The 20,531-nt window shown below is 53.7% G+C and carries 20 protein-coding genes; 12 read left to right on the forward strand and 8 right to left on the reverse strand.

Going from position 1 to position 20,531, the window contains the following annotated elements; translation table 11 throughout:
- The first annotated feature begins 137 nt into the window (after positions 1-137).
- The 3 genes from htpG (at position 138) to Y017_RS08685 (ending at position 3,726) form a co-directional block, all read left to right on the forward strand.
- Positions 138-1,985 (forward strand): molecular chaperone HtpG, encoded by a 1,848-nt coding sequence (htpG, locus tag Y017_RS08675; RefSeq protein ID WP_035460329.1) that lies wholly within the window; start codon positions 138-140, stop codon positions 1,983-1,985.
- A gap of 236 nt (positions 1,986-2,221) precedes the next feature.
- A complete protein-coding gene (locus Y017_RS08680; RefSeq protein WP_011588769.1) occupies positions 2,222-3,253 on the forward strand; it encodes an NAD(P)H-dependent glycerol-3-phosphate dehydrogenase in 1,032 nt (343 codons plus the stop codon).
- A complete protein-coding gene (locus tag Y017_RS08685) occupies positions 3,250-3,726 on the forward strand; it encodes a histidine phosphatase family protein (RefSeq protein ID WP_011588768.1) in 477 nt (158 codons plus the stop codon). The genes Y017_RS08680 and Y017_RS08685 overlap by 4 nt, the downstream gene beginning before the upstream one ends.
- Before the next feature lie 444 nt (positions 3,727-4,170).
- Here the strand turns inward: Y017_RS08685 and Y017_RS08690 are convergent, their stop codons facing one another.
- Both Y017_RS08690 and xthA read right to left on the reverse strand, forming a co-directional pair.
- The gene (locus Y017_RS08690; protein ID WP_035460330.1) at positions 4,171-5,199 is read right to left on the reverse strand and encodes an ion transporter; all 1,029 of its coding nucleotides are present in this window, start codon (positions 5,197-5,199) and stop codon (positions 4,171-4,173) included.
- A gap of 12 nt (positions 5,200-5,211) precedes the next feature.
- Positions 5,212-6,027 carry an exodeoxyribonuclease III gene (gene xthA, locus Y017_RS08695; RefSeq protein WP_035460331.1) on the reverse strand — a complete coding sequence of 272 codons (816 nt, stop codon included), beginning with the start codon at positions 6,025-6,027 and terminating at the stop codon, positions 5,212-5,214.
- A 339-nt stretch (positions 6,028-6,366) separates the two neighbouring features.
- Here xthA and Y017_RS08700 point away from each other — a divergent pair, with 339 nt between their 5' ends.
- The 5 genes from Y017_RS08700 (at position 6,367) to Y017_RS08720 (ending at position 10,641) form a co-directional block, all read left to right on the forward strand.
- Entirely contained in the window at positions 6,367-7,173 is an 807-nt protein-coding gene (locus tag Y017_RS08700; RefSeq protein WP_035460332.1) for an alpha/beta fold hydrolase, read from the forward strand.
- 3 nt (positions 7,174-7,176) lie between these two features.
- Positions 7,177-8,064: an alpha/beta fold hydrolase gene (locus Y017_RS08705; RefSeq protein ID WP_035460334.1), complete on the forward strand. Its 888-nt coding sequence runs from the start codon at positions 7,177-7,179 to the stop codon at positions 8,062-8,064.
- Between the two features lie 108 nt (positions 8,065-8,172).
- Entirely contained in the window at positions 8,173-8,634 is a 462-nt protein-coding gene (locus Y017_RS08710) for a MaoC family dehydratase (RefSeq protein WP_011588763.1), read from the forward strand.
- A gap of 415 nt (positions 8,635-9,049) precedes the next feature.
- Positions 9,050-10,138 (forward strand): diguanylate cyclase domain-containing protein, encoded by a 1,089-nt coding sequence (locus Y017_RS08715; protein ID WP_035460335.1) that lies wholly within the window; start codon positions 9,050-9,052, stop codon positions 10,136-10,138.
- Positions 10,135-10,641, forward strand: coding sequence for a DUF2505 domain-containing protein (locus Y017_RS08720; RefSeq protein ID WP_011588761.1), 507 nt, complete (start codon positions 10,135-10,137; stop codon positions 10,639-10,641). The genes Y017_RS08715 and Y017_RS08720 overlap by 4 nt, the downstream gene beginning before the upstream one ends.
- Positions 10,642-10,698: 57 nt before the next feature.
- Here the strand turns inward: Y017_RS08720 and Y017_RS08725 are convergent, their stop codons facing one another.
- Entirely contained in the window at positions 10,699-11,523 is an 825-nt protein-coding gene (locus Y017_RS08725; RefSeq protein WP_035460337.1) for an SDR family NAD(P)-dependent oxidoreductase, read from the reverse strand.
- A gap of 112 nt (positions 11,524-11,635) precedes the next feature.
- Here Y017_RS08725 and Y017_RS08730 point away from each other — a divergent pair, with 112 nt between their 5' ends.
- Entirely contained in the window at positions 11,636-11,848 is a 213-nt protein-coding gene (locus Y017_RS08730) for a hypothetical protein (RefSeq protein ID WP_035460338.1), read from the forward strand.
- 29 nt (positions 11,849-11,877) lie between these two features.
- On the opposite strand, the gene Y017_RS08735 is transcribed toward Y017_RS08730, so the two are convergent.
- The 4 genes from Y017_RS08735 to Y017_RS08750 all read right to left on the reverse strand — a co-directional run bounded on the left by Y017_RS08735 (position 11,878) and on the right by Y017_RS08750 (position 15,829).
- On the reverse strand, positions 11,878-13,179 hold the full coding sequence (locus Y017_RS08735; RefSeq protein WP_035460339.1) for a dicarboxylate/amino acid:cation symporter: 1,302 nt from the start codon (positions 13,177-13,179) through the stop codon (positions 11,878-11,880).
- A gap of 79 nt (positions 13,180-13,258) precedes the next feature.
- Positions 13,259-13,891: a hypothetical protein gene (locus Y017_RS08740; RefSeq protein WP_035460340.1), complete on the reverse strand. Its 633-nt coding sequence runs from the start codon at positions 13,889-13,891 to the stop codon at positions 13,259-13,261.
- Entirely contained in the window at positions 13,888-15,198 is a 1,311-nt protein-coding gene (locus tag Y017_RS08745; RefSeq protein WP_035460341.1) for an ammonium transporter, read from the reverse strand. The genes Y017_RS08740 and Y017_RS08745 overlap by 4 nt, the downstream gene beginning before the upstream one ends.
- Positions 15,199-15,349: 151 nt before the next feature.
- The gene (locus Y017_RS08750; RefSeq protein WP_011588756.1) at positions 15,350-15,829 is read right to left on the reverse strand and encodes an EVE domain-containing protein; all 480 of its coding nucleotides are present in this window, start codon (positions 15,827-15,829) and stop codon (positions 15,350-15,352) included.
- A gap of 349 nt (positions 15,830-16,178) precedes the next feature.
- Between Y017_RS08750 and prmB the strand changes: the two genes are divergently transcribed.
- From prmB to Y017_RS08770, 3 genes are all read left to right on the forward strand, one after another.
- Entirely contained in the window at positions 16,179-17,099 is a 921-nt protein-coding gene (prmB, locus tag Y017_RS08760; protein ID WP_011588755.1) for a 50S ribosomal protein L3 N(5)-glutamine methyltransferase, read from the forward strand.
- 112 nt (positions 17,100-17,211) lie between these two features.
- Positions 17,212-18,303, forward strand: coding sequence for a chorismate synthase (aroC, locus tag Y017_RS08765; RefSeq protein ID WP_011588754.1), 1,092 nt, complete (start codon positions 17,212-17,214; stop codon positions 18,301-18,303).
- Positions 18,304-18,421: 118 nt separating this feature from the next.
- Positions 18,422-19,582: an MFS transporter gene (locus Y017_RS08770; protein WP_035460342.1), complete on the forward strand. Its 1,161-nt coding sequence runs from the start codon at positions 18,422-18,424 to the stop codon at positions 19,580-19,582.
- Here the strand turns inward: Y017_RS08770 and Y017_RS08775 are convergent.
- Positions 19,575-20,450, reverse strand: coding sequence for a LysR family transcriptional regulator (locus Y017_RS08775; RefSeq protein ID WP_081424059.1), 876 nt, complete (start codon positions 20,448-20,450; stop codon positions 19,575-19,577). The genes Y017_RS08770 and Y017_RS08775 overlap by 8 nt on opposite strands.
- Positions 20,451-20,531 lie beyond the last annotated feature (81 nt).

The following is a 20,531-nucleotide window of genomic DNA, read 5'->3' on the forward strand; positions in this document are numbered from 1 at the left end:
TTACGTGAATTCTACGTTTGTCGCACCAGACCAAAAGGGACGCTCCGTTACCGGTTACCTGGTCAGCCCCCCCTTGAAAACTATCGATTTGCCCACATTTGTTGGATCAACATTACTCGTAGGTTCAGGAGTCAGCTGTGTCAGCCGAAAAACAAACTCATGGTTTCCAGGCAGAGGTATCCCGTCTTCTGCATTTGATGATTCATTCGCTTTACAGCAATCGTGAAATTTTTTTACGTGAATTGATTTCTAATGCCTCTGATGCATGCGACAAGCTACGCTTTGAGGCACTGGATAACCCGGCTTTGTTGGAGCAGGGTGGTGAGCCCCAGATTACCCTGCGCGTGGATAAAGACGCGGGTACCCTGACGATTGCCGATAATGGTATCGGCATGAGTGAGAACGAAGTGGTAGATAATTTGGGCACCATCGCTCGGTCTGGCACGGAAAAATTCCTGGCAAATCTTAGCGGTGACCAGAAAAAAGACGCCCAGTTAATTGGCCAATTCGGGGTGGGATTTTACTCTGCGTTTATCGTCGCCGAAACCGTTACGGTAGAAACTCGCAAGGCGGGCGAAGCCGTTAATAACGGCGTGCGCTGGGAAAGTGATGGCAAGGGCGAATTCACTGTAGAAACCGTTCCCCGTGATGAGCAGGGCACAGCGGTGATTTTGCACCTGCGTGATGATGCCAAGGATTTTCTGGATGATTTCAAAATTCGTCAGGTGATCGGCCAGTACTCTGATCATGTGGCTTTCCCTATTGTTCTGGAAACGCCGCAAGAGGGTGACAAAGACACTAAAACCGAAACCCTTAATTCCGCTACGGCTCTGTGGCAGCGGCCGCGAAGTGAGGTGACTGACGAGGAATACCAGAGCTTCTACAAACACATCAGTCATGATTTTCAGGATGCTCTGACCTGGAGCCATAACAAGGTGGAAGGCAAGCTGGAGTACACCAGTCTGCTGTATGTCCCGGCTCAAGCCCCCTTCGATTTGTATCAACGTGAAGCTAATCGTGGCCTAAAGCTATATGTTCAGCGCGTTTTCATTATGGACGATGCAGAACAGTTTCTGCCCCAATATCTGCGCTTCATTAAGGGGGTGATTGATGCACCGGATCTGCCCCTGAACGTAAGCCGCGAGTTGTTGCAGGACTACGGTCCGGTTCAGAAAATTCGGTCCGCTTTGACAAAACGTGTGCTGCAAATGCTGAAAAAACTCAGCAACGATGACAAGCAGTACGCCAAATTCTGGGCGCAGTTTGGTTCTGTAATCAAGGAAGGTGTCGCAGAAGACCGGGATAATCAGCAAAGCATTGCCGCCTTGCTACGTTTTGCCACCAGCAAAACACCAGATTCAGTGAGTACATCTTTGGATCAGTATCTGGAGAGCAAGCCTGCCGATCAGGATTGCATCTATTATCTGCTTGCCGACACTCCGTCGGCTGCACGCCAGAGTCCCCATCTGGAGGTATTCCGCAAGAAAGGCATTGAGGTACTACTGCTCAGCGATCCTGTGGATGAGTGGATGGTGGGGTATCTGGAGAGCTACAAAGAGGTGAAACTGGTCAATGCGGCTCGCGGAGAACTGGACCTTGGGGATGAGAGTGAACAGGCTAATAATGATGATCCCTTGATCCAGCGCCTTGCCGCTAGCTTAACCGAGCAGGTTGAAGCAGTCCGGGCCACTACACGGCTGGTGGATTCCCCTGCGTGCCTGGTGCTAGCAGAAGATCAGCTGGGGCCTCAAATGCGACGTATGTTGGAAGCTGCCGGGCAACCGGTGCCGGAAAATAAGCCGGTACTGGAGGTGAATCTCGATCATACCTTGCTGCAAGCGCTGACCCGCATTGAAGAAGATGAAAAATTCAATGATTTCGCTGCCTTGCTGTTAGATCAAGCAATGCTGGCGGAGGGGCAATTACCGAAAGACCCGGCGGCGACCGCGCGCCGGATGCAAGCGTTGTTCTCTCAGTCAGTCTAAAAGTCGTAGCACTGACTGCTTTCGACCGTCCGCTCTACGGGACTTTACGAGGTCACGTAGAGCGGCTGGTGTCAGCTTGATTACTTTCCGGGCCGCTTTGGCTGCGTTAGGCGGGTTTGGGTGCAAGCCCATTCCCTTCATTTCTCGCGTTACCTGTTGCGGCGTTCTTCACGCTCCCGTTGTCTCGACTTCCAAGGGCGCCTATGATGCCGGAAAGCCGTAAACAAGGCGTTCCTATGACGCAAGAAAAGCATAATGCCGCCATTCTGGGTGGGGGCAGTTTTGGTACCGCCATGGCCAGCATTCTGGCGGCCAATGGGCACAACGTAAACTTGTGGGTACGTGACCCGGAAACCGCCGCTGCAATCAATATTGATCGCGAAAACACTCGCTACCTCCCCGGTGCAGAATTACCGAAAGAGGTGACTGCCACGGATAGCCTGGAAGAAGCGCTTGGCGGTGCTTCCATGGTATTTGTGGCGATTCCGAGCAAGGCTTTTGCCGAGGTACTGGAACAGGCTCGTCAGTGGGTGCCTGATGAGGCCGTGGTGATCAGTTGTACCAAGGGCATTTATGCGGATGGCTTCTTGTTGATGAGCGAGCTATTGCATCAGTATTGGCCGCATACTCGTATCGGCGTGTTAAGCGGGCCCAACCTGGCCAAGGAAGTGGTTGAACAGAAGTTCACTGGTACAGTAATTGCCAGCCCGGATGAGACGTTACGGCAGACTGTGCAAAACGCCTTGAGCTGCGATTATTTCCGTGTATATGACAATCCGGATATCTATGGCGTTGAACTGGGCGGGGCCCTGAAGAATATTTATGCGGTGGCTTCCGGCATGGCCGCGGCGATTGGTGTTGGTGAAAACAGCCGCAGTTTTTTGATCACTCGAGCGTTGGCTGAAATGAGCCGTTTTGCCGTGAAGCTGGGCGCTAATCCCATGACGTTCTTAGGCTTGTCCGGGGTGGGTGACCTAATTGCCACCTGTACGTCTTCGCTGTCACGCAATTACCAAGTAGGTTTTCAGCTTGGTGAAGGTAAAACCTTGGAACAAGCCATAGAATGCCTAGGCCAGACAGCCGAGGGCATCAACACCATCAAGCTCGTGGCGGATAAAGCGGCAGAGTTGGATGTGTATATGCCGCTTGCCACAGCACTGTACAAAATCGTCTATCACGGTCAACCGCTGGAACTGATGATCCAGAATCTGATGAGCGGCGAATACAAACATGATGTGGAGTTTCAGTTGGGCGCGTTTACGTCATGAAGCTCTATCTTAGTCGGCATGGTCAGGCGGTTGCCCAGGCGGAGACCGATGCCCTGAGACCATTGACAGAAGCTGGACAGGCAGCACTGCTTTCTCACTGGCAATCGCTTCAGGAACGGGGTGTTCAGATTAGCGGATTGATTGTGAGTCCGTATCTGCGCGCTCAGCAGACAGCGGATTGTATTGCGCAGGTATACCCTGGTTTGCCCCGGCAGGAGTGCCCCTATCTAACACCGGATAGCCCCCCCAAAGCGCTGTTTGACTGGTTGCTAGCCAACCCGCCAGCGGCTGACTCGGTGCTGGTTAGCCATATGCCGCTGGTGTCGCAATTGACGGCAAGCTGGACGGGCGTGTCGGAACGGGTGGGCTTCAATGTGGGAACCGTGGCTTGTTTTGATGTGGATGTTACTGCCGCTGACGGCGCGCAATTGCTTTGGTTATGCAGCCCAGGCGAAGAGATCGCCAACCGTTAATCCGCCCTTCAGCACCCTTGGTAGCCCGTTCTGTACCGTTCGCCGATGCTTGCTTTGCAGACCGGGCTTACTATCGTAGCCTGAATTCGGTGGCACACAGAACGCATGACAGGCTCCTCAACAGTAAGTAAATAGTGCCATCGGAACGACGCCTGAGGGGGGATGCACGGTGTCTCCTTGCACCGTGCGGCTTAGGCCGAATTGAGCACCAACTACTGGTTGGTGCTTTTTTTTATGTTCGTTCTATGGCCGCAGAATGCTTGGCTCTGGATGCGCTCACGACTGGGTAATCGATGTGCATTTAGTGCCACGTCAAGAGCAATCCGCTTTTGGGAAACCTATCTGAAGAACCTAGGAATGGGAAAGCTCGAGCCATCATTGCCGGTGGTGTAGGTGCTGTTCCTGTTGGGGTTAGTGTTGCTCGCTTTCTCTATGTTATACGGGTTATAAACTTTTGAGTGATGGGTCTTGCTCTTCCAGTTTCCACTGCTGAACAGCGACCTGATTTTTAACTTGCTCAAGAACGTCTAGCAAAGTGTCGCGAATCAACGCATCCAGCTGTTCGCCCTCGCCGCCCGCAGCGTCAATCAAGTCATGTAATAACTGCTCCAGTTGGGGGCGGTTGGCAGAGGAGGCCAGGTCATCCACCAGCTGATCCACGAAGGCGCTACCCGTTTCGCGTACTGCCTCGCCAAGTAGCGCGATGGCGCGGGGGCCCGCAACGGGAATGCTGGCAAGACGTCGGCCGGCTTGGGTGCGCACTAGGGATTCGTCTGTCAGGTGCGAGAAGTATTCGGCTAATTGATCGCGGTATTGGCCATGACTTTTTTGGGTTGCGTTGGCAATGCGCGCGGCGACAAAACTAACCAGTTGTTCTTTGCGGGGTACTAGGACCTGGGACTCAATACGGTGAAGCAGGGGGCTGCCACCGCCGATTTCACGCTGCGCGCCACTCAGCACGTTGATGACGACACGGTCGGATATTTCCTCCACAACAATGCCGTAGTATTTGAGAATAGTTTGCCCCAACCAGGTCTGAGATAGATCCACGATGCCCATACGTTGTAGACGTATTAATAGGCTGATAACGCGCAGAATCCGCAGCCAGCGGAAGCTACCCACGGGAATACAGCCGAGCAGGTCATACCAATGGGCAAACGGATAGAAAAACCAGCGATGGTATGTGTGTCGGGCAATAGCAACAATCCAGCGAATGGTGAATTCCGTTAGGTAGACCGCCACAAAGCAGAGGTCGTAGAACAGAAAATCACTATGAATGGTGTCGCGATAAAAGTTGTGGAAAGCTGGCACCAGCGAAGCAAGAAAATCCTGAACAGGTGGCACCTGAAACAGCCAGTCAAACAGGATTAGGCTCAAATTGGCGATCACCAGCACAATCATGGCCAGGTCGATAATGAGACCGATGGTATCCAGGTTCGCTTTTAACTTTTCCGGGTGCAGCCTGACTTTCATGGAATAACCTGCTCAGCCGTTAAAACGTGCCCAGACCGGACAATGATCCGAGGGCTTTTCCATTGCGCGCATCTCATAATCCACACCGGTGGTGTCCAGCTTGGCCATCAGTGGTTCAGTAGCCAATACGGTATCAATGCGCAGGCCTCGGCGTGGCTCACGATCAAAGCCCTTGGAGCGATAGTCAAACCAGGAGAATACGTCGTCGGTAGTGGGATTCTGGTGTCGGAAGGTGTCAGTCAGGCCCCAGCCTACTAGGCGGTCCCACCATTCCCTTTCTTCAGGCAGGAAGCTGGTTTTGCCTTCGCGCAGCCAGCGCTTGCGGTTCGGCTCGCCAATGCCGATATCCAGATCTGTAGATGAAATATTGAAGTCCCCCATTACCGCCACTTGATCGCTGGGCTGATGGTGGGTGATCAGGTAATGCTGCAGATCTTCGTAGAATTTTTTCTTGGCAGGAAACTTTAACGGGTGGTCGCGGTTTTCCCCTTGAGGGAAGTAGCCGTTGAGTACTGTGATTAGGCTACCATCATTATGTTTCAGTGTGCCGATAATCATGCGCCGCTGCGCGTCTTCGTCGTCGGTGGGGAAACCATACTGCACTGATTCCAGAGGTTCGCGGGTAATCAGGGCCACCCCATAGTGGCCTTTCTGGCCAAAATAATAGGGATGGTAGCCCATATCTCGAACCGCCTGCTCTGGAAACTCCGGGTCGTGAACCTTGGTTTCCTGCAAGCCGATTAATGCGGGTTGGTATTTGTCGATCACCGCCTGGAGCTGATGTAGACGGGCACGAATACCATTGATGTTGAATGAAATCAGGGTCATAGCGCCTCCTTGGTGCCCGCATTGTACACTACCTTAAAAGTCGTTCATCGCGGATTTGATAGAATGATACGAATGGCGTGCCAGCCAGCCCCTTAGGCTTTTGTCCAGAGAGTCTGATTCTGACAAAGTCCTGGCGTTCAAGGTTTCTGCATTCGGTTGCTATTACTCTCTATGCCAAACCATGCCAAGACAGTCGAAAGCTTTAAACGGGCATCCTGTAACGCCTGCATGCATCTGTGCTGTCACGTATGGCGTTATCGGCCATGGTGTGTTTGTTGTTAGTGCCGTTAAGATGTGCCTTTTGCTTGGGCCGGATGCCTTGGCCCATTTGGAGATTTCATGCCTGAACAATCAGGTCGTCAGGTCCTTGCCTTCGCACATGCCAATGGCATACCTGGCCATAGTTACGACACCTTTCTTGCACCGCTGGCTGCTGAATATGAATTGGTAATACTGGACCGTGCCGGGCATGATCCAGCTTTTCCTGTGGATAGTGGCTGGCACAGTCTTAGCCTAGAGTTGGAAGCGCAACTGGCACCATTGCCTAAGCCTATTGTGGGGGCTGGGCATTCATTGGGGTCGGTGTTGATGTATCTGGTGGCACAACGTCGCCCAGACTGGTTTTCAAGTTTGATTATGCTGGATCCACCAGTGATGAATGGACTGCCCGGATTACTGATTCACGCAGCGAAACTCACTAGGCAGATTGATAAAGTCACCCCGGCAGGGAAAAGCCTTGGGCGTCTTGATTACTGGCCGGATTGGGATTCTGTGGTTAGCTATTTTTCTTCACGAGGCTTGTTCAAGACATTTGATCCTCGCTGCTTGTCTGATTATTTGAACGCGGGTGTTGAGCCATGGGAAGGGGGATGGCGATTGCGGTTTCGGCCGCAAGTTGAAGTGGATATTTTCCGTCATACCCCCACCAATGTTACTCGCATGCCTCGGTTACAAGTCCCAGGGGCTATCGTCACGGGTAAAGATTCTCCTTCTCCTTTTCATGACTGCGGAAAACGCCATGCGAAGCGTCACGGCATGCTTCATCGTATTGCAGAAGGCTCGCACATGTACCCACTGGAAAAGCCAGAAAAAACGCTGGAGTTGTTCCGTGAGTTACTGAATGAATTGCAATCTAAAAAACGCTGAATCATGGATGCGATAGAAAGAAAATTCAGTGTCTACGGGCAGACGATTAGCGCGCTGCAATGGCCTGGAGAGGTTGATAGAAATGACGCAGAACCTATCTTGGCCTTGCATGGCTGGTTGGATAATGCCGCGTCATTTGCGCCGTTGTCCCGCTTTATTCAAAGACCGTTGCTGGCCATGGATTTTTCCGGCCACGGCCATTCCGACCATCGCCCTTGTGGCGTGGTTACCCATCTGGTGGATCATGTGCGGGATGTACTGGCGGTGGTCGACCAATTAGGGTGGACGCGTTTTACCTTGATGGGACACTCCATGGGCGCAGGGATTGCCTGTCTGTTCGCCGCTGCCTGCCCTGAGCGAGTATCACGGGTAGTGTTGATAGAAGGATTGGGGCCACCGAGTACTGATGGCAAGGATGTGGCCAGCAATCTTCGCAAAGCCCTGGATGATTCTGCATCCTTGGCTGGGAAGCGTAAACCGGTTTACGCCCATGTAGAGGATGCGATTGAAGCCCGTACAAAAGGGTTTGGTGGGTTGAACCATAAAGCCTCCGCGCTTTTGAGCGATCGAGGCTTAATGCCCGTGGAAGGTGGCTGGACCTGGCGCGCAGACAGCCGCTTACGGCTGACCTCGTTTCTACGCCTTACTGAAGAACAGGTGGAAGGCTTTGTCCGTGCGATAAAGGCTCCGGTATGCCTTATTATTGGTGAGCAGGGCATGGGCGGTAACGGTATGTTCGACCATCGACTGGGCTGGCTGAGTGGCGCCACCATTATACGTTTGCCTGGGCGCCATCATTTGCACATGGAGGAGCCGCAAAGTGTTGCAGCCAGCATAAATACGTTTCTATGTGAGACCGATGACCTTCTTTCACGGGCTGGCGATGACTGACCAAAACCACCAGTACATGTATGCATATGGTTTTAATCGGTCATGGTGCTGGGGGGCTGTGTCGTTATCCTCAAAAGAAAACGGTGACAGCCCCAGGAGAGCGGTGCCATGAAAGTGATCGAAGCTACATCATTAGTGGATTATGTCGGCAAGGAATTGGGTGCGTCGGATTGGTTTCAGATCGATCAGGAGCGGATTAATGCATTCGCGGATGCGACTTTAGATCATCAGTTCATTCATGTTGATGCGGAGCAGGCCAAGAATACTCCCTTCGGTACCACTATTGCTCATGGCTACCTGACTCTGTCTTTATTGCCCTACTTGCAAGCGTCCATTGACGATTTTCTAATGCCCAAGGGCATGAAAATGGGCATGAATTATGGCTTCGACAAGCTACGCTTTATGGCGCCCGTGAAAGAGGGTAAGCGGATTCGTGCCTTGGCAACCTTGCTGGACGTCTCTGAGAAACGCGAAGGGCAGTGGTTGCTCAAGTTTGCGTTTACCGTTGAAATTGAAGGCGAAGAAAAACCAGCGCTGGCCGCAGAGTGGTTGCTGATGTATTTCGTCTAGTCTAGTTGTCATGGTATTCGCTTTGGGTTACTTGATTTCAAATCTCTTGCGGTCTGGTTTACGCCTGACCGCAACACTTCTTTTTGTGAGTGTGTCGCCTCAATAACGTGCCTTTGATATTTTCCTGCTATTGTTGCTGCAAACTAGCAAGGCTGATGACCCGTAAATTCATCAGCCGTCGCATGCTAATGAGCCTTAGATTATGTGCTGTTCGGGAAAGCTATTGCCGCTGTTTTGGTATTAATGACAGGGCGTTTTGCATGGCGGTTCGACCTAAGCACTTACTGAAAAAACACTATTTACCTACCATTATGCGCGTGGGTTTTGCCAGCGTCGGTCTTGGCTTTGTGCCTAAATGCTTGGACGTGCCCTGAGCACAGGTGCGCTGGGGCTTCTGGGAAAGGAATAGGTCATAATGGATAAGGCGTCCAAACCCTCACTGTTGTTTGTGGATGATTCTAAGGTAATGCGCCTTGCGGCTGACAAGATGCTCGGTAGAGAGTTTCGAGTCGAGGTGGCAGAAAATGGTCTCCAAGCTTGGACCATGGTATGTCACAACCCGTCCATCAGCGTGGTTTTTTCTGATCTGGCCATGCCGGAAATGGATGGTTTCGCGTTGCTGAAAAAAATCCGCACCAGCGAGGATGAAGGCGTTGCTGGATTGCCGGTTATTATTGTTACCGGTGCAGAGAATGATGATGAAGCTCGGGCTGAAGCCCTACGACTGGGCGGCACGGACTTCATCAGTAAACCGTTTAATTCCACTGACTTGTTAGCTCGTGCCAGAGCCCACGCCAACTACCAAAATGAGCGCAAGGAATTCGCCAAACAGGCGATGATTGACCCGCTAACCCGGTTGGGCAATCGCCGTTACCTAGTACATCGACTGCGCCAGGAGCTGGCATTGGCTGCCCGCCAGCAGTACAGGCTGTCGGTCGTGCAGCTGGAGATTTACCAATTCAATCAACTTTTCGTTCAGCTGGGTAAAAAGCGCACGGATATGGTGCTTTTGAAGCTGGCTCAGTCCCTGCGTGGGGTGATTCGTAAGGAAGACTCTCTGGCACGTAGCAGCGTGGCGCAATTTACCGTGTTGTTACCCAGCGCTGGGCCAAATGGCGCCAAGCGATTTGTGGAGCGAGCATTGAAAGTCAGCGAGAGGCTGGCCTTCCAGTTTCGGGGCAAGGTGCAGCGGTTGCCGCTGACGGTCATTATCCATACCCCGGCTGTGCATGCGGGATTGACGCCGCGTCAGGTACAACTGGCGTTGGAGGAGCAGTTAAAGCAGGCTAGAAAGTTGGGGCCAGGTACCGTATTAAGTGATGATGCAGATACTACCTTGTCGGTAGATGAATCTGCACCCATATTAACGATTGAGCAGGCACTGGTGCTGCTACGTGCCGGGAAACCTCGGGCAGTGGTTAGCGCATTGCCGGACTTGGAACGTCAGTTGGCACCGTTACTAGAACTGATGAAGCGCTCAGCGTCAGATCAGGAGGCAGTATGAAAGTTATGGTTGATCGCCAGTATCCCATCAGTGTGAATCGGCTTTATGAAGTACTGACAAGCAAGGCGTTCTACGAAACCCGCTATGAATGGAGCAAGGTGGATAATTATCGTTTTGGCGCCTTTGAAGACACATCACGGGGAATGTTGATTCAATTAATACAGCCAATTGCTATCAGCACTGACAAAGTGCCATCCATGGCCCGTCGTTTCTTACCAGAAAGCGCTGATTTGCTGACGGAATTTTTGTGGACGCCCCCTCCCATAGCAGGGCGATATCAGGCCCAATACCGGTTTGAGTTAGGCAATGTGCCCATAAAAATTGGCGGTGTTATGGTGCTGACCGGAGATGAAAACGAAGCGATTCAACACACGGAGGTGGAGATCAGCAGTTCCGTGCCGTTGGTTGGAAAAAAATTAGTGTCATTGGTGGCACCCAAAATTGATAATGCTCTGGCGAGTGATTACCGCGATACACTACGCTATGTAGAAACGTTCTGCTGAGTGTTGTAATTTTAAGCGATAGTTACCTTAGCGGCTTAGCAGGCTTCCAACGGTCTGCTAAGAAGACTCCGCGGTTCCCTTACGGCGGTAGCGACGTCCTCGTTGCTGCATTTTTTTGTCCCATCGCTTTGTGAACCAACGCTTCAATCTCCATTGTGCCCGTGTGGATGCGCAGGGCGTATGCAGGGCGGTGGCCTCAGGTGTTTTTAGCATAGCCAGAATATCACCGCTCAGTGAAGCCGCAGTATTTAAACTGTCACGGGTTTTACGTTTGAAGCGGGCTTGGCTGAGCGGATCGGTAGCATCCAATTGTTCAGCTTGTTCCTGGTAGAGTGGTAGGGCAACTGCCCAGGCGTTCACTGGGCTGTTGGCCAGCTCGCTATTTAGGCTTTCGGTCAGGGCGATGATGGCCGCATAGGTCGCACTGCTTGCGGAGGTGAGTGGCCCGGGGAGTAGGCCGCAATCGGGCACCACATTAATAATGCTCCCATATCCTTGTTTTTTCATAGCAGTTAGCGCGCTCTGACTGCTGTTTACTACTTGCATCAACTGTTGGCTGGCCAGCGTTTGCCATTGCTGAGTCTGCGCCGCTTCAAAAGGCCCCACCAGCATATTTCCGGGTAAATTAACCACCACATCCAGCTGCTGCCAGCGACGTAGAACCCGGTTGACGGCTCGCTGAATGTCCCTCACTTCACCCGCTATTGTCTCGATAAATAGAGCTTCATGACCGTCTTCATGCAAGCGGCGGCACAGTGCGTTACCGGTATGGGTATCGTCGCTGGCGATCGCAATCCGATAGTGTCCGGCAGCAGCCTGTGCTAGAGCCAGACCTAACGGTGTGCAGCCTCGGGTAATCAGCAGGGTTGGGGATTGTTTCAACGTGACTCCAAATGTAATAACGGTAGAAAAAATATCCTTGTGAACAAGTGTTGACTTTCAGGAATGAAAAGTTAACATGTGTTCACTAAAGGAATTTGAGGGAGCAATTGTTATGACTTTATTCTCGCGTTTGTTTAAGGATATCCTGGCTTTGATTGTTGCTGTAGCGGTAACGATTCTCATCGTGGTGGCCGTGGAAAATAATGGCGACAACCTATTCTGGGCTTTGTTGGCGTTTGTCTGCATGGTGCCTGTTATCGCCAGCGCAGCCGTTACCATTAAGCGCGATTGGGAGAAGAGTAGCGGCGCTCCCGACGCATTCTAAGAGTGTTCGTTAACAGTTGCATCACCAGTTCAATGTACGTCTGTTGTCGTTACCTTCTCCATCTTGGAAACCGGTAGCGACAACACCGTTTCTTCCCCCTCGCTACGGGCGAGCACCACGGTTACCACACTATCTCCCCAGACGTTGACGGCGGTGCGGCACATATCCAGCACACGATCCGTTACCAGAATCAGTCCGATGGCTTCGGCTGGCAGGCCGATAGCGCCAAGGATCACGGTGATGGCCACTAAGGAGGCAGCTGGAATACTGGCTACGCCGATTGATGTAAGCAGGGCGGTAATCACGATCATGAACTGGGTGGCCAGAGACAGATCCATACCGTAAGCCTGGGCAATAAACATGGCTGCTACACATTCATATAGGGCGGTGCCATCCATATTGACGGTGGCCCCCAGAGGCAGCACGAAGCTGCTGGTGCGGGTTGATACGCCGGAGCGTTTCTGTACACATTCCATAGACAGCGGCAACGTTGCTGCTGAACTGGCCGAGGAGAATGCCGTGAGCAGCGCTGGCGTCATGGCTTGAATATGGCGAAGAGGGGAGCGTTTCGCGGCTAGCACGATCAGTAGCGGCATGAACACGAAAGCATGCAGAGCCAGGGCTACCAGTACCGTAAGAAAGAACCAGGCAAGCGGTTCGATGGCATCCATGCCAGTGCGAGTCACGGTGGCGGCAATAAGAGCGAATACTCCTAGCGGGGTAAAACGGATCACCAGCATGGTGATTTTCATGACCACCTGGTAGATCCCGTCGATGATATTGCGCAGACTCTGGCCAGACGATGAGCGCTCGGTGCGCAGAAAAAACCCAAACAGCAGCGAAAAGACGATCAGCCCGAGCATTTGCCCGTTGGCGGCAGCGGCGATCAGATTGGGGGGAAGCATCTGGAGTAGGATCTCGGTGAAATCACCGACGCCTCGTCCGTCGATTTTAGCTAGGGCGTCCTGGGTTTCTGTGGCCAAGCCCAGTAGATCTCGGGCGGGCTGACCATTGATGATTCCGGGAGTGAATAGATTCACTGCGACCAGCCCGATTAGCACCGCCACCAGGGTTGTGCTCATGTATAGGACGACGGTTTTCAAAACCATTCGTCCCAGGTTTTCGTCATCGCCAACGCCCACCATGCCGTTGATAATGGCGGTAACGATTAACGGAATGACGACCATCTTCAGTGCATTGATGAACAGGCTGCCCACCAGATCGTAACCGCTGATAATCGGCATTCCCAAGAGGGTGCTGGATTCCGCAGTAAAACTGCCGGCCAGTGTGCCGGCCAGCATGGCAAATAATATCTGGTGATGTAATTTCATCATTTCCCCTGTGGTGCGAACCGCGGTCTCTTCAACTTCTGAGAGTACCTGATCCTGTGTTGTGTAACAGAGAGTAAGTCTACATCAGTGCCTGCAGCCCTTCGGGGTTATCAAGCTGGAGCAAGGTTGTCTGGTAGGCGCCCTTGAGCTGACGGTCAGCCTCTACTGGCCCCAGCCGCTGGCATAGCAGTACGTAGGTACGATTCAATTGATCGCGCAGGCTGGGCAGTGGCAGGGTGCTTAGCGGTTTGTCCGGTGCTTGTAGCCAGTATTCCATAGTGAGCCGAGTTTCTGTGCTAACACTGGCCTGTCGCAATTGCGTCCCTTGATCCACCTTCAATTGGCGGGCTGTCGGTTTGCCAAGTCTCAGCCAAAGCGCTTGAAGCAGAAGCTGGAAGGCATAAGTATAAGGGTGAGTGTCGGTGAGATTCTTGTCACTAATGGCCAGAGGGTCAGCGGCCAGTTCACTGTCGGAAAGCGTCATGGCTTGTACCAAACTCATATGAATGTGATGCCTACGCTCATTGAGATCGAACAGGCGGCATAGATCACTCACAAACCCTTGCAGTGAAAAACTTGGGCGCTGTGAATAATGCTGTTGCCAGTGGCTAATCGCTTCCCGTAACACGGGTTCATTCATATATGGTGTTAGGCCAGTAATGACGGCTCGCCGTCGACGCTGAACACTTTGGTCTATGGGCACGAAGTTCATGGCTGCGGCTCCTGACGGCTTGCCCTCTCTGCGCTATAATTTTCGCTGCTGTATAGGGTGTTTTGGGGGAATTCAGGATAGCCGATTTCAGCATGTTCGCTGAGATCTAGCCCTCGCTGTTCGTGCAGTGCGGGCGCCCTCAGCCCGGCTAAAATAGACACCAGCATGTACATGATTAATGCGGTAAAGAATGCCCAGCCAAATGCCACGACCACTCCCAGTAGTTGCACCATCACACGCTGGCTATTGAACAGATCGCCGTCGTAAAACAGTCCGGCGGCCAGGGTGCCCCACGCACCGGCAAAGGCGTGAACGGGTACCGCGCCCACTACATCATCCAGTCGAAAGGCGAGCAGAATGCGAGCCCCGAAGGCGGCTAGTGCGCCGGCAACCACGCCGGTGACAATGGCAAAGCTAGGGGTCATGACGGCACAGCCGGCGGTGACGGCGACCAGTCCGGCCAAGCTGCCATTCACTGTTTCCGTGAGCAAGATCGGGTGACGCTTGGCCATACGGAAGATAACACTGCCGACGGCTCCGGCGGCCGCGGCAAGTTGGGTGTTCAGGTTCACTTTGGCAATGTCCACGCTGGCCGACAGGGTTGAGCCGCCATTAAAGCCAAACCAGCCGAACCAAAGAATGAAGCCACCCAGTGCTACGTAGGAAAGGTTGTGTCCAGGGATGCTGCGTGGGGTACCTTGGCTATCGAAACGGCCCAGGCGGGGGCCGACTACCATGATGCCGGCCAAGGCGCACCAGCCGCCAATACTATGAACCACAGTAGAGCCAGCGAAATCAATAAAGCCCATTTGTGCCAACCAGCCATTATCGTTCCATGCCCAGTTGCCAAACAATGGATAGATAACCCCAGTAATGAACACCGCGCCACACAGGTAACCTGCGTAGCGTGTTCGTTCTGCCATTGCGCCGGAGGCGATAGTAGCGGCCGTGGCCGCAAACATAATCTGGAACAGGAGCATAGCCCAGGTGCTGCTATCTGCGTGGTTCAGCATGAACTGATCCTGTCCGAACCAGCCATTGCTGCTGGTGCCGAACATCAACCCAAAACCGACGGCCCAGAAAACCAGAGTGCCGACGCACAGATCCATATAGTTTTTCATCACTACATTCAGGGAGTTTTTCGCTCGGCTCAAGCCGCTTTCGAGCAGTGCAAACCCCGCCTGCATGAAAAAAACCAGCGCCGCGGCGATGGCAATCCACACAGTATCAGTAGCGGTGAGAGTGTCCGCATTGGCAAACTGGGGAATAAACAGCAGAGAAGCCCAGTGGTGGCGTCGCAGAGGCATGGTTATGAACCCTATTCATTATTGGTTAATGAAGCAGGTATGCAATCTCTGCGCCAGAATGTCGGGCGGTTGGGGGTGGCTCTTCTACTTCTTTATCATTAGTTTGTGCGCCATTTTGGTGCGCGCAAATGGAGGTGGTGCGCTCCGCGTTCTATGCGGTGGCGCTAACGAGCTGGCACATCTGTCGAATCAACTGGAGCTGGCGTTCGGAGACTTTTTGCACCGATAGGCGAGGCCGCACAACCAGTTCCATGTCCGCAAACTCTGGATGGTGCTGTATCTGTTTGAGTGTCAGGGGGTGCGGGTAGTGGCAGACATACTGTACGTCAGCCTGGTACCAGCGGGGATGATCCTGGCGGCTACGTGCATCATAGCCATCGCTAGCAGGGTCAAATTGGGTTGGATCTGGGTAAGGGTCGCTGGTAACGACGGCTTCACCAACAATGGCCGGGACTGCGCAACTGGAGTGATAGATCAGCACGGTATCGCCGGCCTTCATCTCATCGCGTAGGCGGTTACGGGCCTGATAGTTGCGTACCCCGTCCCAGCCGCTAGTGGCGTTTTTGCTGTCGCGCAGATCATCGATGCTGAACGCGTCAGGTTCTGTTTTTAATAGCCAGATGGGGCTCACTCCTGTAGGTGCTGTTTAAGCAGGCACTCCTTGGCCTGGGCTATGGTGTCGCAAATGTAAACCGAGAAGGTCGGTTTGTTAAGCTTTAGTAGCCATATTGTGAAAGGTTCGGTTGAGTGTGCTTCCAGCACAATGGCTTTGATTTGAGTGATTTGGGCGAAACCTTCACGGCAGGACGAAGTAAAGGGGGGCATACAACATTATCGTAGTCACGCTGGTGGCGGTCTTTTTGCTGTAAGCGTGGCAGGCTTTTATAAGTGATTCTGTGCTAATCTTCAGCGCTTCTTTTTATTGGCGGCCGATAAGCATTAACCAGATAATCGGCTGGCCTGCCGGTGGAGATGGATGCGTGATCAGTTCGCAGCAACAGAATGAAGCGATTGCCACCCTGCAAACCGTGCGCGATTGCCTGCGTTTCGGGGAAAGCATGTTGCGCAGCGGGGAGGTGTTCTTCGGTCACGGTAATGATGATCCTTGGGATGAGGCGCTCGCCTTGTTGATGCACCAGCTGGCGCTACCGCTGAACAGTGACCCTCGGGTGCTTGATGCCCGTTTATTGCCCTTAGAAGTCAGTGGCTATGTGAGCCAGTTGGTGCAGCGTGTCAATCATCGGGTTCCTGTGCCATATCTGACCCACGAAGCTTGGTTCTGTGGCCTGCCGTTTTATGTGGATGAGCGTGTGCTGATTCCGCGCTCGCCCCTGGCCGAGCTGATCGAGCAGTCCTTTGCTCCTTGGGTGGATCCGGAGCAGGTGCATCGGGTGTTGGATTTGTGCACCGGCAGTGGTTGCATTGCCATTGCCTGTGCTTACGCCTTTGAGCATGCACGGGTGGATGGCAGTGATATCTGTGCGGATGCGCTAGCTGTCTGCAAAGAGAACATCGAGCGTCATGGTCTCGGTGAGCAGGTCAGGGCACTACAGTCCGATGGCCTGGCCGCCGTTGATGGGCCTTATGACTTGATCGTTTCTAACCCACCCTACGTGGACGCACAGGATATGGCGAGCCTGCCGGACGAGTACCGCCATGAGCCGGAGCTGGCACTGGCCTCGGGCAATGATGGGCTCGACTTCACTCGCCGGCTGTTGCTGGATGCGCCTGATCAGCTCAGCGAAGAGGGCGTGCTGATTGTGGAAGTGGGCAATAGCTGGGAGGCCATGTTGCAGGAATGGCCTCAGGTGCCGTTTTTCTGGTTCGAGTTTGAGCGGGGCGGGCACGGGGTATTCATGCTTAGCCGCCAACAGCTGCTAGAATACCGCGAACATTTTTAAGAACCCTTGCCCCCCGCGATGATCACAGTTGGGTATTGTCGGGACGTTAGGGCGCAGAGTCACAGCGGAGATACCGATATTTCCGCCCTACAGCAGAGCATTTGAGGAGCCCATGGCAGGCAATAGTTTCGGCGAGCGTTTCAAAATCACCACCTTTGGTGAAAGTCATGGCCCGGCCCTGGGTGCCATCGTGGACGGCTGCCCCCCCGGCCTGGAAATTAGTGAGGAAGACTTGCAGGTGGAGCTGGATCGGCGCAAACCCGGTACCAGCCGCTATACCACCCAGCGCCGTGAGCCGGATCAGGTGAAGATTCTCTCCGGGGTATTTGAAGGCAAAACCACCGGCACCACTATCGGCCTGCTGATTGAGAATACCGACCAGAAGTCCAAGGATTACTCCAATATTGCTGGCACTTTCCGCCCCGGGCATGCGGATTACACCTACACCCAGAAATACGGTTTCCGTGATTACCGAGGTGGTGGGCGCTCTTCTGCTCGGGAAACCGCCATGCGTGTGGCGGGCGGCGCTATTGCACGAAAGTTTCTGGAACAGAGGCTGGGAATTCGGATTTATGGCGGCTGCACCCAGATCGGTGATGTGAAAGCGGAGTCTCTTGACTGGTCGACGGTAAATAATAATCCGTTCTTTTTTCCGGATGAAAGCAAGGTGCCGGCGCTGGAAGATCTGATTAATGCCCTGCGCAAGGACGGCTCTTCCATTGGTGCGCGGGTGGAAGTGTTTGCCGACGGCGTTCCCCCAGGCTGGGGTGAGCCGGTGTTCGACCGTATTGATGCGGATCTGGCCAAGGCGATGATGTCCATTAACGCGGTGAAAGGCGTGGAAATCGGTGATGGCTTTGCTGTTGTGAACCAGCGCGGCGAGCAGCACCGTGATGAGATGACACCGCAAGGCTTTCTAAGTAATCATTCCGGTGGCGTGCTGGGCGGGATTAGCTCCGGGCAGACGATGCGTGTCGCTATGGCTCTCAAACCGACCTCCAGTATTCTAATTGCGGGCAAGAGTATCGGTTTGAATGGTGAAGCGGCCGAGGTGGTAACCAAAGGGCGCCATGATCCTTGTGTGGGTGTGCGAGCAACGCCCATTGCTGAGGCCATGCTGGCCATCGTGCTGTTGGACCATTACCTGCGCCACCGTGGCCAGAATGCCGATGTAGTGCCCCCTTTCCCTCCGATTCCAGGGTGAAGAACGTTTAACGGAGGCCAGACGCCAGACAAGGAAAATCAGCAAAAGCGCCTGAGGTAGAACGCTGTTTACACTGCACCGGCATTGGGCGCTTTCTGCAAGACAAGGTTTATCGTTCATGCCCTATTACTGGCGACTGTCAGGCTTCTATTTTTTCTATTTCGGGCTGCTCGGCACGCTGGTGCCGTACTGGTCCCTGTATCTGAAAGATCTTGGCTTCAGTGCCGTCGCCATTGGCGGCCTGATGGCCATTCCTCAACTGACCAAAATTGGCGCCCCGAACCTGTGGGGTTGGCTGGCAGATCGCAGCGGGCAACGGCTGCGCATTATTCGTGCCGGTAACCTGCTGGCTGCCATCGTATTTCTGCCAGTGTTCTGGGTAGACACCTTTTGGGGCATGGCAGCTTTACTGGTGTCCTTCAGTTTCTTCTGGAATGCGGTGCTGGCCCAGTTCGAGGTGCTTACCCTGCAGTCACTGGGCAGCCAATCACATCGTTACAGTCACGTTCGGCTGTGGGGCTCGGTGGGGTTTATTCTCGCCGTTTTGGTGCTGGGGGAGGTGCTCGATCGGGCCGGGACGGCTGTGTTGCCCTGGGTGCTCAGTGGTCTGCTCTGGTTGCTGTGGTTAGGCACGCTGACGCTGCCGGCGGGCAACGCACCGCGGAGTCGGGCTTCCGGGGCAGGGGTGTCGGCTTGGCAGGTGTTACGGCGCCCGGCAGTCAGCCTTTTTTTAATCGCCTCGTTTCTGATGCAGATGTCCCACGGCCCGTATTACACCTTCTATAGCATTTATTTGGAAGAGCTGGGTTTCAGCAAATTCGTTGTTGGTTTGTTGTGGTCTTTGGGCGTGCTGGCCGAGGTGGGCTTGTTTGTGGTGATGCACCGGCTGCTATCGCGCTTTTATATCCCCTGGATTCTGGTGGCGAGCCTGCTGTTAGCCGCGTTGCGTTGGTTGATGATTGCTATGGCGGGGGATTCGCTATGGTTGTTGGCATTGGCTCAGCTGCTCCATGCGGCTAGCTTTGGCAGCTTCCATGCCGCCAGCATTGCCTGGGTGCACCGTCAGTTCGGTGAGGCACTGGGTGGCCAGGGGCAAGCACTGTATTCCAGTCTGGGCTTTGGTGCTGGGTGGGCGGCCGGAGCCGGCTTGTCCGGTGTGCTGTGGCAGCAATGGGGCGTAAATTTGTTTTTCGCCGCGACGCTTGTCGCGGTGCTGGCTGCGGGGTTGTTGGTGGTGGGCGGGGTGACTCGCTCAGCGCACCGTGGACAGATCAGGTGATCTGCCCACGCAGAGCGCGCAGGAATGCCTGGGCCGCGTTGGATTGGCTTCGTGCCGGGTGAGTCACTACGCCGAGCTGACGTTCGGGTAGTGGCACATTCACCGGCAGCTGAATCATGCCTCTGTCGACCATGGTGGCGGGAAGAACACTCCAGCCCAGGCCAATGGACGCCATCATATGGATGGTTTCCAGATAGTTGGTGGACATGGCGATATCCAGCTTCAGGTTATGCTCGTCGAACAGTCGCTCCACGATGCCGCGCGTAAAGGTGACCGGTGAGGGCAGAATGGCACTGTGACCGGTAAAGGATTCCAGCGTCAGGTTGTCCTGTTTCGCTAAAGGATGCTCCGGTGCACACATGAATACGAGTGGGTCGTTCCAAATGACCTCGCTATTCAGGCGTTCATCCGGTTGCGGCGGTAAGGTGACAACCCCCATCTCTAGCTCGCCGTGCAGCACACCTTCCCAGGCTTCTTCCGAATCAATGAAGTGAATATCCAGTTTTACCTGCGGGTAATCTCGGGAGAACTGGCGCAGAACCGGTGGCAATCTATGCAGTCCAATATGATGGCTGGTGCCGATGCGCAACTTGCCAGTGACTTCACCGGACAGGTCGTGTATTGCACGGGCGATATCTTCCACGTCCATCAGTACCTGGCGGGCGCGAGGCAGCAATGAGCGCCCAGCTTCTGTCAGTTGAATCTGGCGTCCTACGCGGTCAAACAAACGGGCTTCAAGCTGTTGTTCCAGTAGCGCAATGCGCTTGCTAATGGCCGGTTGCGTGATGTACAGGCGTTCTGCGGCAGCAGAAAATGAGCCTGTTTCGGCGACGGCCATAAAGGCGGTTAGCGTTGGGGTATCGATCATTCCCGGGGCATCCACAGTGTCAGTACGGGGATAATAATTGGTTATCTTAAAAATGAAAAATATGAATTGGATTTATTGATG

Source organism: Alcanivorax sp. 97CO-5, assembly GCF_000524665.1.
Lineage (GTDB): Bacteria > Pseudomonadota > Gammaproteobacteria > Pseudomonadales > Alcanivoracaceae > Alcanivorax > Alcanivorax borkumensis.

Bases quoted from the DNA above. Each gene is read 5' to 3' on its own strand.
- Y017_RS08680 (WP_011588769.1), top strand. From the start codon at position 2,222: ATGACGCAAGAAAAGCATAATGCCGCCATTCTGGGTGGGGGCAGTTTT.
- Y017_RS08685 (WP_011588768.1), top strand. From the start codon at position 3,250: ATGAAGCTCTATCTTAGTCGGCATGGTCAGGCGGTTGCCCAGGCGGAG.
- Y017_RS08690 (WP_035460330.1), bottom strand. From the start codon at position 5,199: ATGAAAGTCAGGCTGCACCCGGAAAAGTTAAAAGCGAACCTGGATACC.
- xthA (WP_035460331.1), bottom strand. From the start codon at position 6,027: ATGACCCTGATTTCATTCAACATCAATGGTATTCGTGCCCGTCTACAT.
- Y017_RS08700 (WP_035460332.1), top strand. From the start codon at position 6,367: ATGCCTGAACAATCAGGTCGTCAGGTCCTTGCCTTCGCACATGCCAAT.
- Y017_RS08705 (WP_035460334.1), top strand. From the start codon at position 7,177: ATGGATGCGATAGAAAGAAAATTCAGTGTCTACGGGCAGACGATTAGC.
- Y017_RS08710 (WP_011588763.1), top strand. From the start codon at position 8,173: ATGAAAGTGATCGAAGCTACATCATTAGTGGATTATGTCGGCAAGGAA.
- Y017_RS08715 (WP_035460335.1), top strand. From the start codon at position 9,050: ATGGATAAGGCGTCCAAACCCTCACTGTTGTTTGTGGATGATTCTAAG.
- Y017_RS08720 (WP_011588761.1), top strand. From the start codon at position 10,135: ATGAAAGTTATGGTTGATCGCCAGTATCCCATCAGTGTGAATCGGCTT.
- Y017_RS08730 (WP_035460338.1), top strand. From the start codon at position 11,636: ATGACTTTATTCTCGCGTTTGTTTAAGGATATCCTGGCTTTGATTGTT.
- Y017_RS08735 (WP_035460339.1), bottom strand. From the start codon at position 13,179: ATGAAATTACATCACCAGATATTATTTGCCATGCTGGCCGGCACACTG.
- Y017_RS08740 (WP_035460340.1), bottom strand. From the start codon at position 13,891: ATGAACTTCGTGCCCATAGACCAAAGTGTTCAGCGTCGACGGCGAGCC.
- Y017_RS08745 (WP_035460341.1), bottom strand. From the start codon at position 15,198: ATGCCTCTGCGACGCCACCACTGGGCTTCTCTGCTGTTTATTCCCCAG.
- aroC (WP_011588754.1), top strand. From the start codon at position 17,212: ATGGCAGGCAATAGTTTCGGCGAGCGTTTCAAAATCACCACCTTTGGT.
- Y017_RS08770 (WP_035460342.1), top strand. From the start codon at position 18,422: ATGCCCTATTACTGGCGACTGTCAGGCTTCTATTTTTTCTATTTCGGG.
- Y017_RS08775 (WP_081424059.1), bottom strand. From the start codon at position 20,450: ATGATCGATACCCCAACGCTAACCGCCTTTATGGCCGTCGCCGAAACA.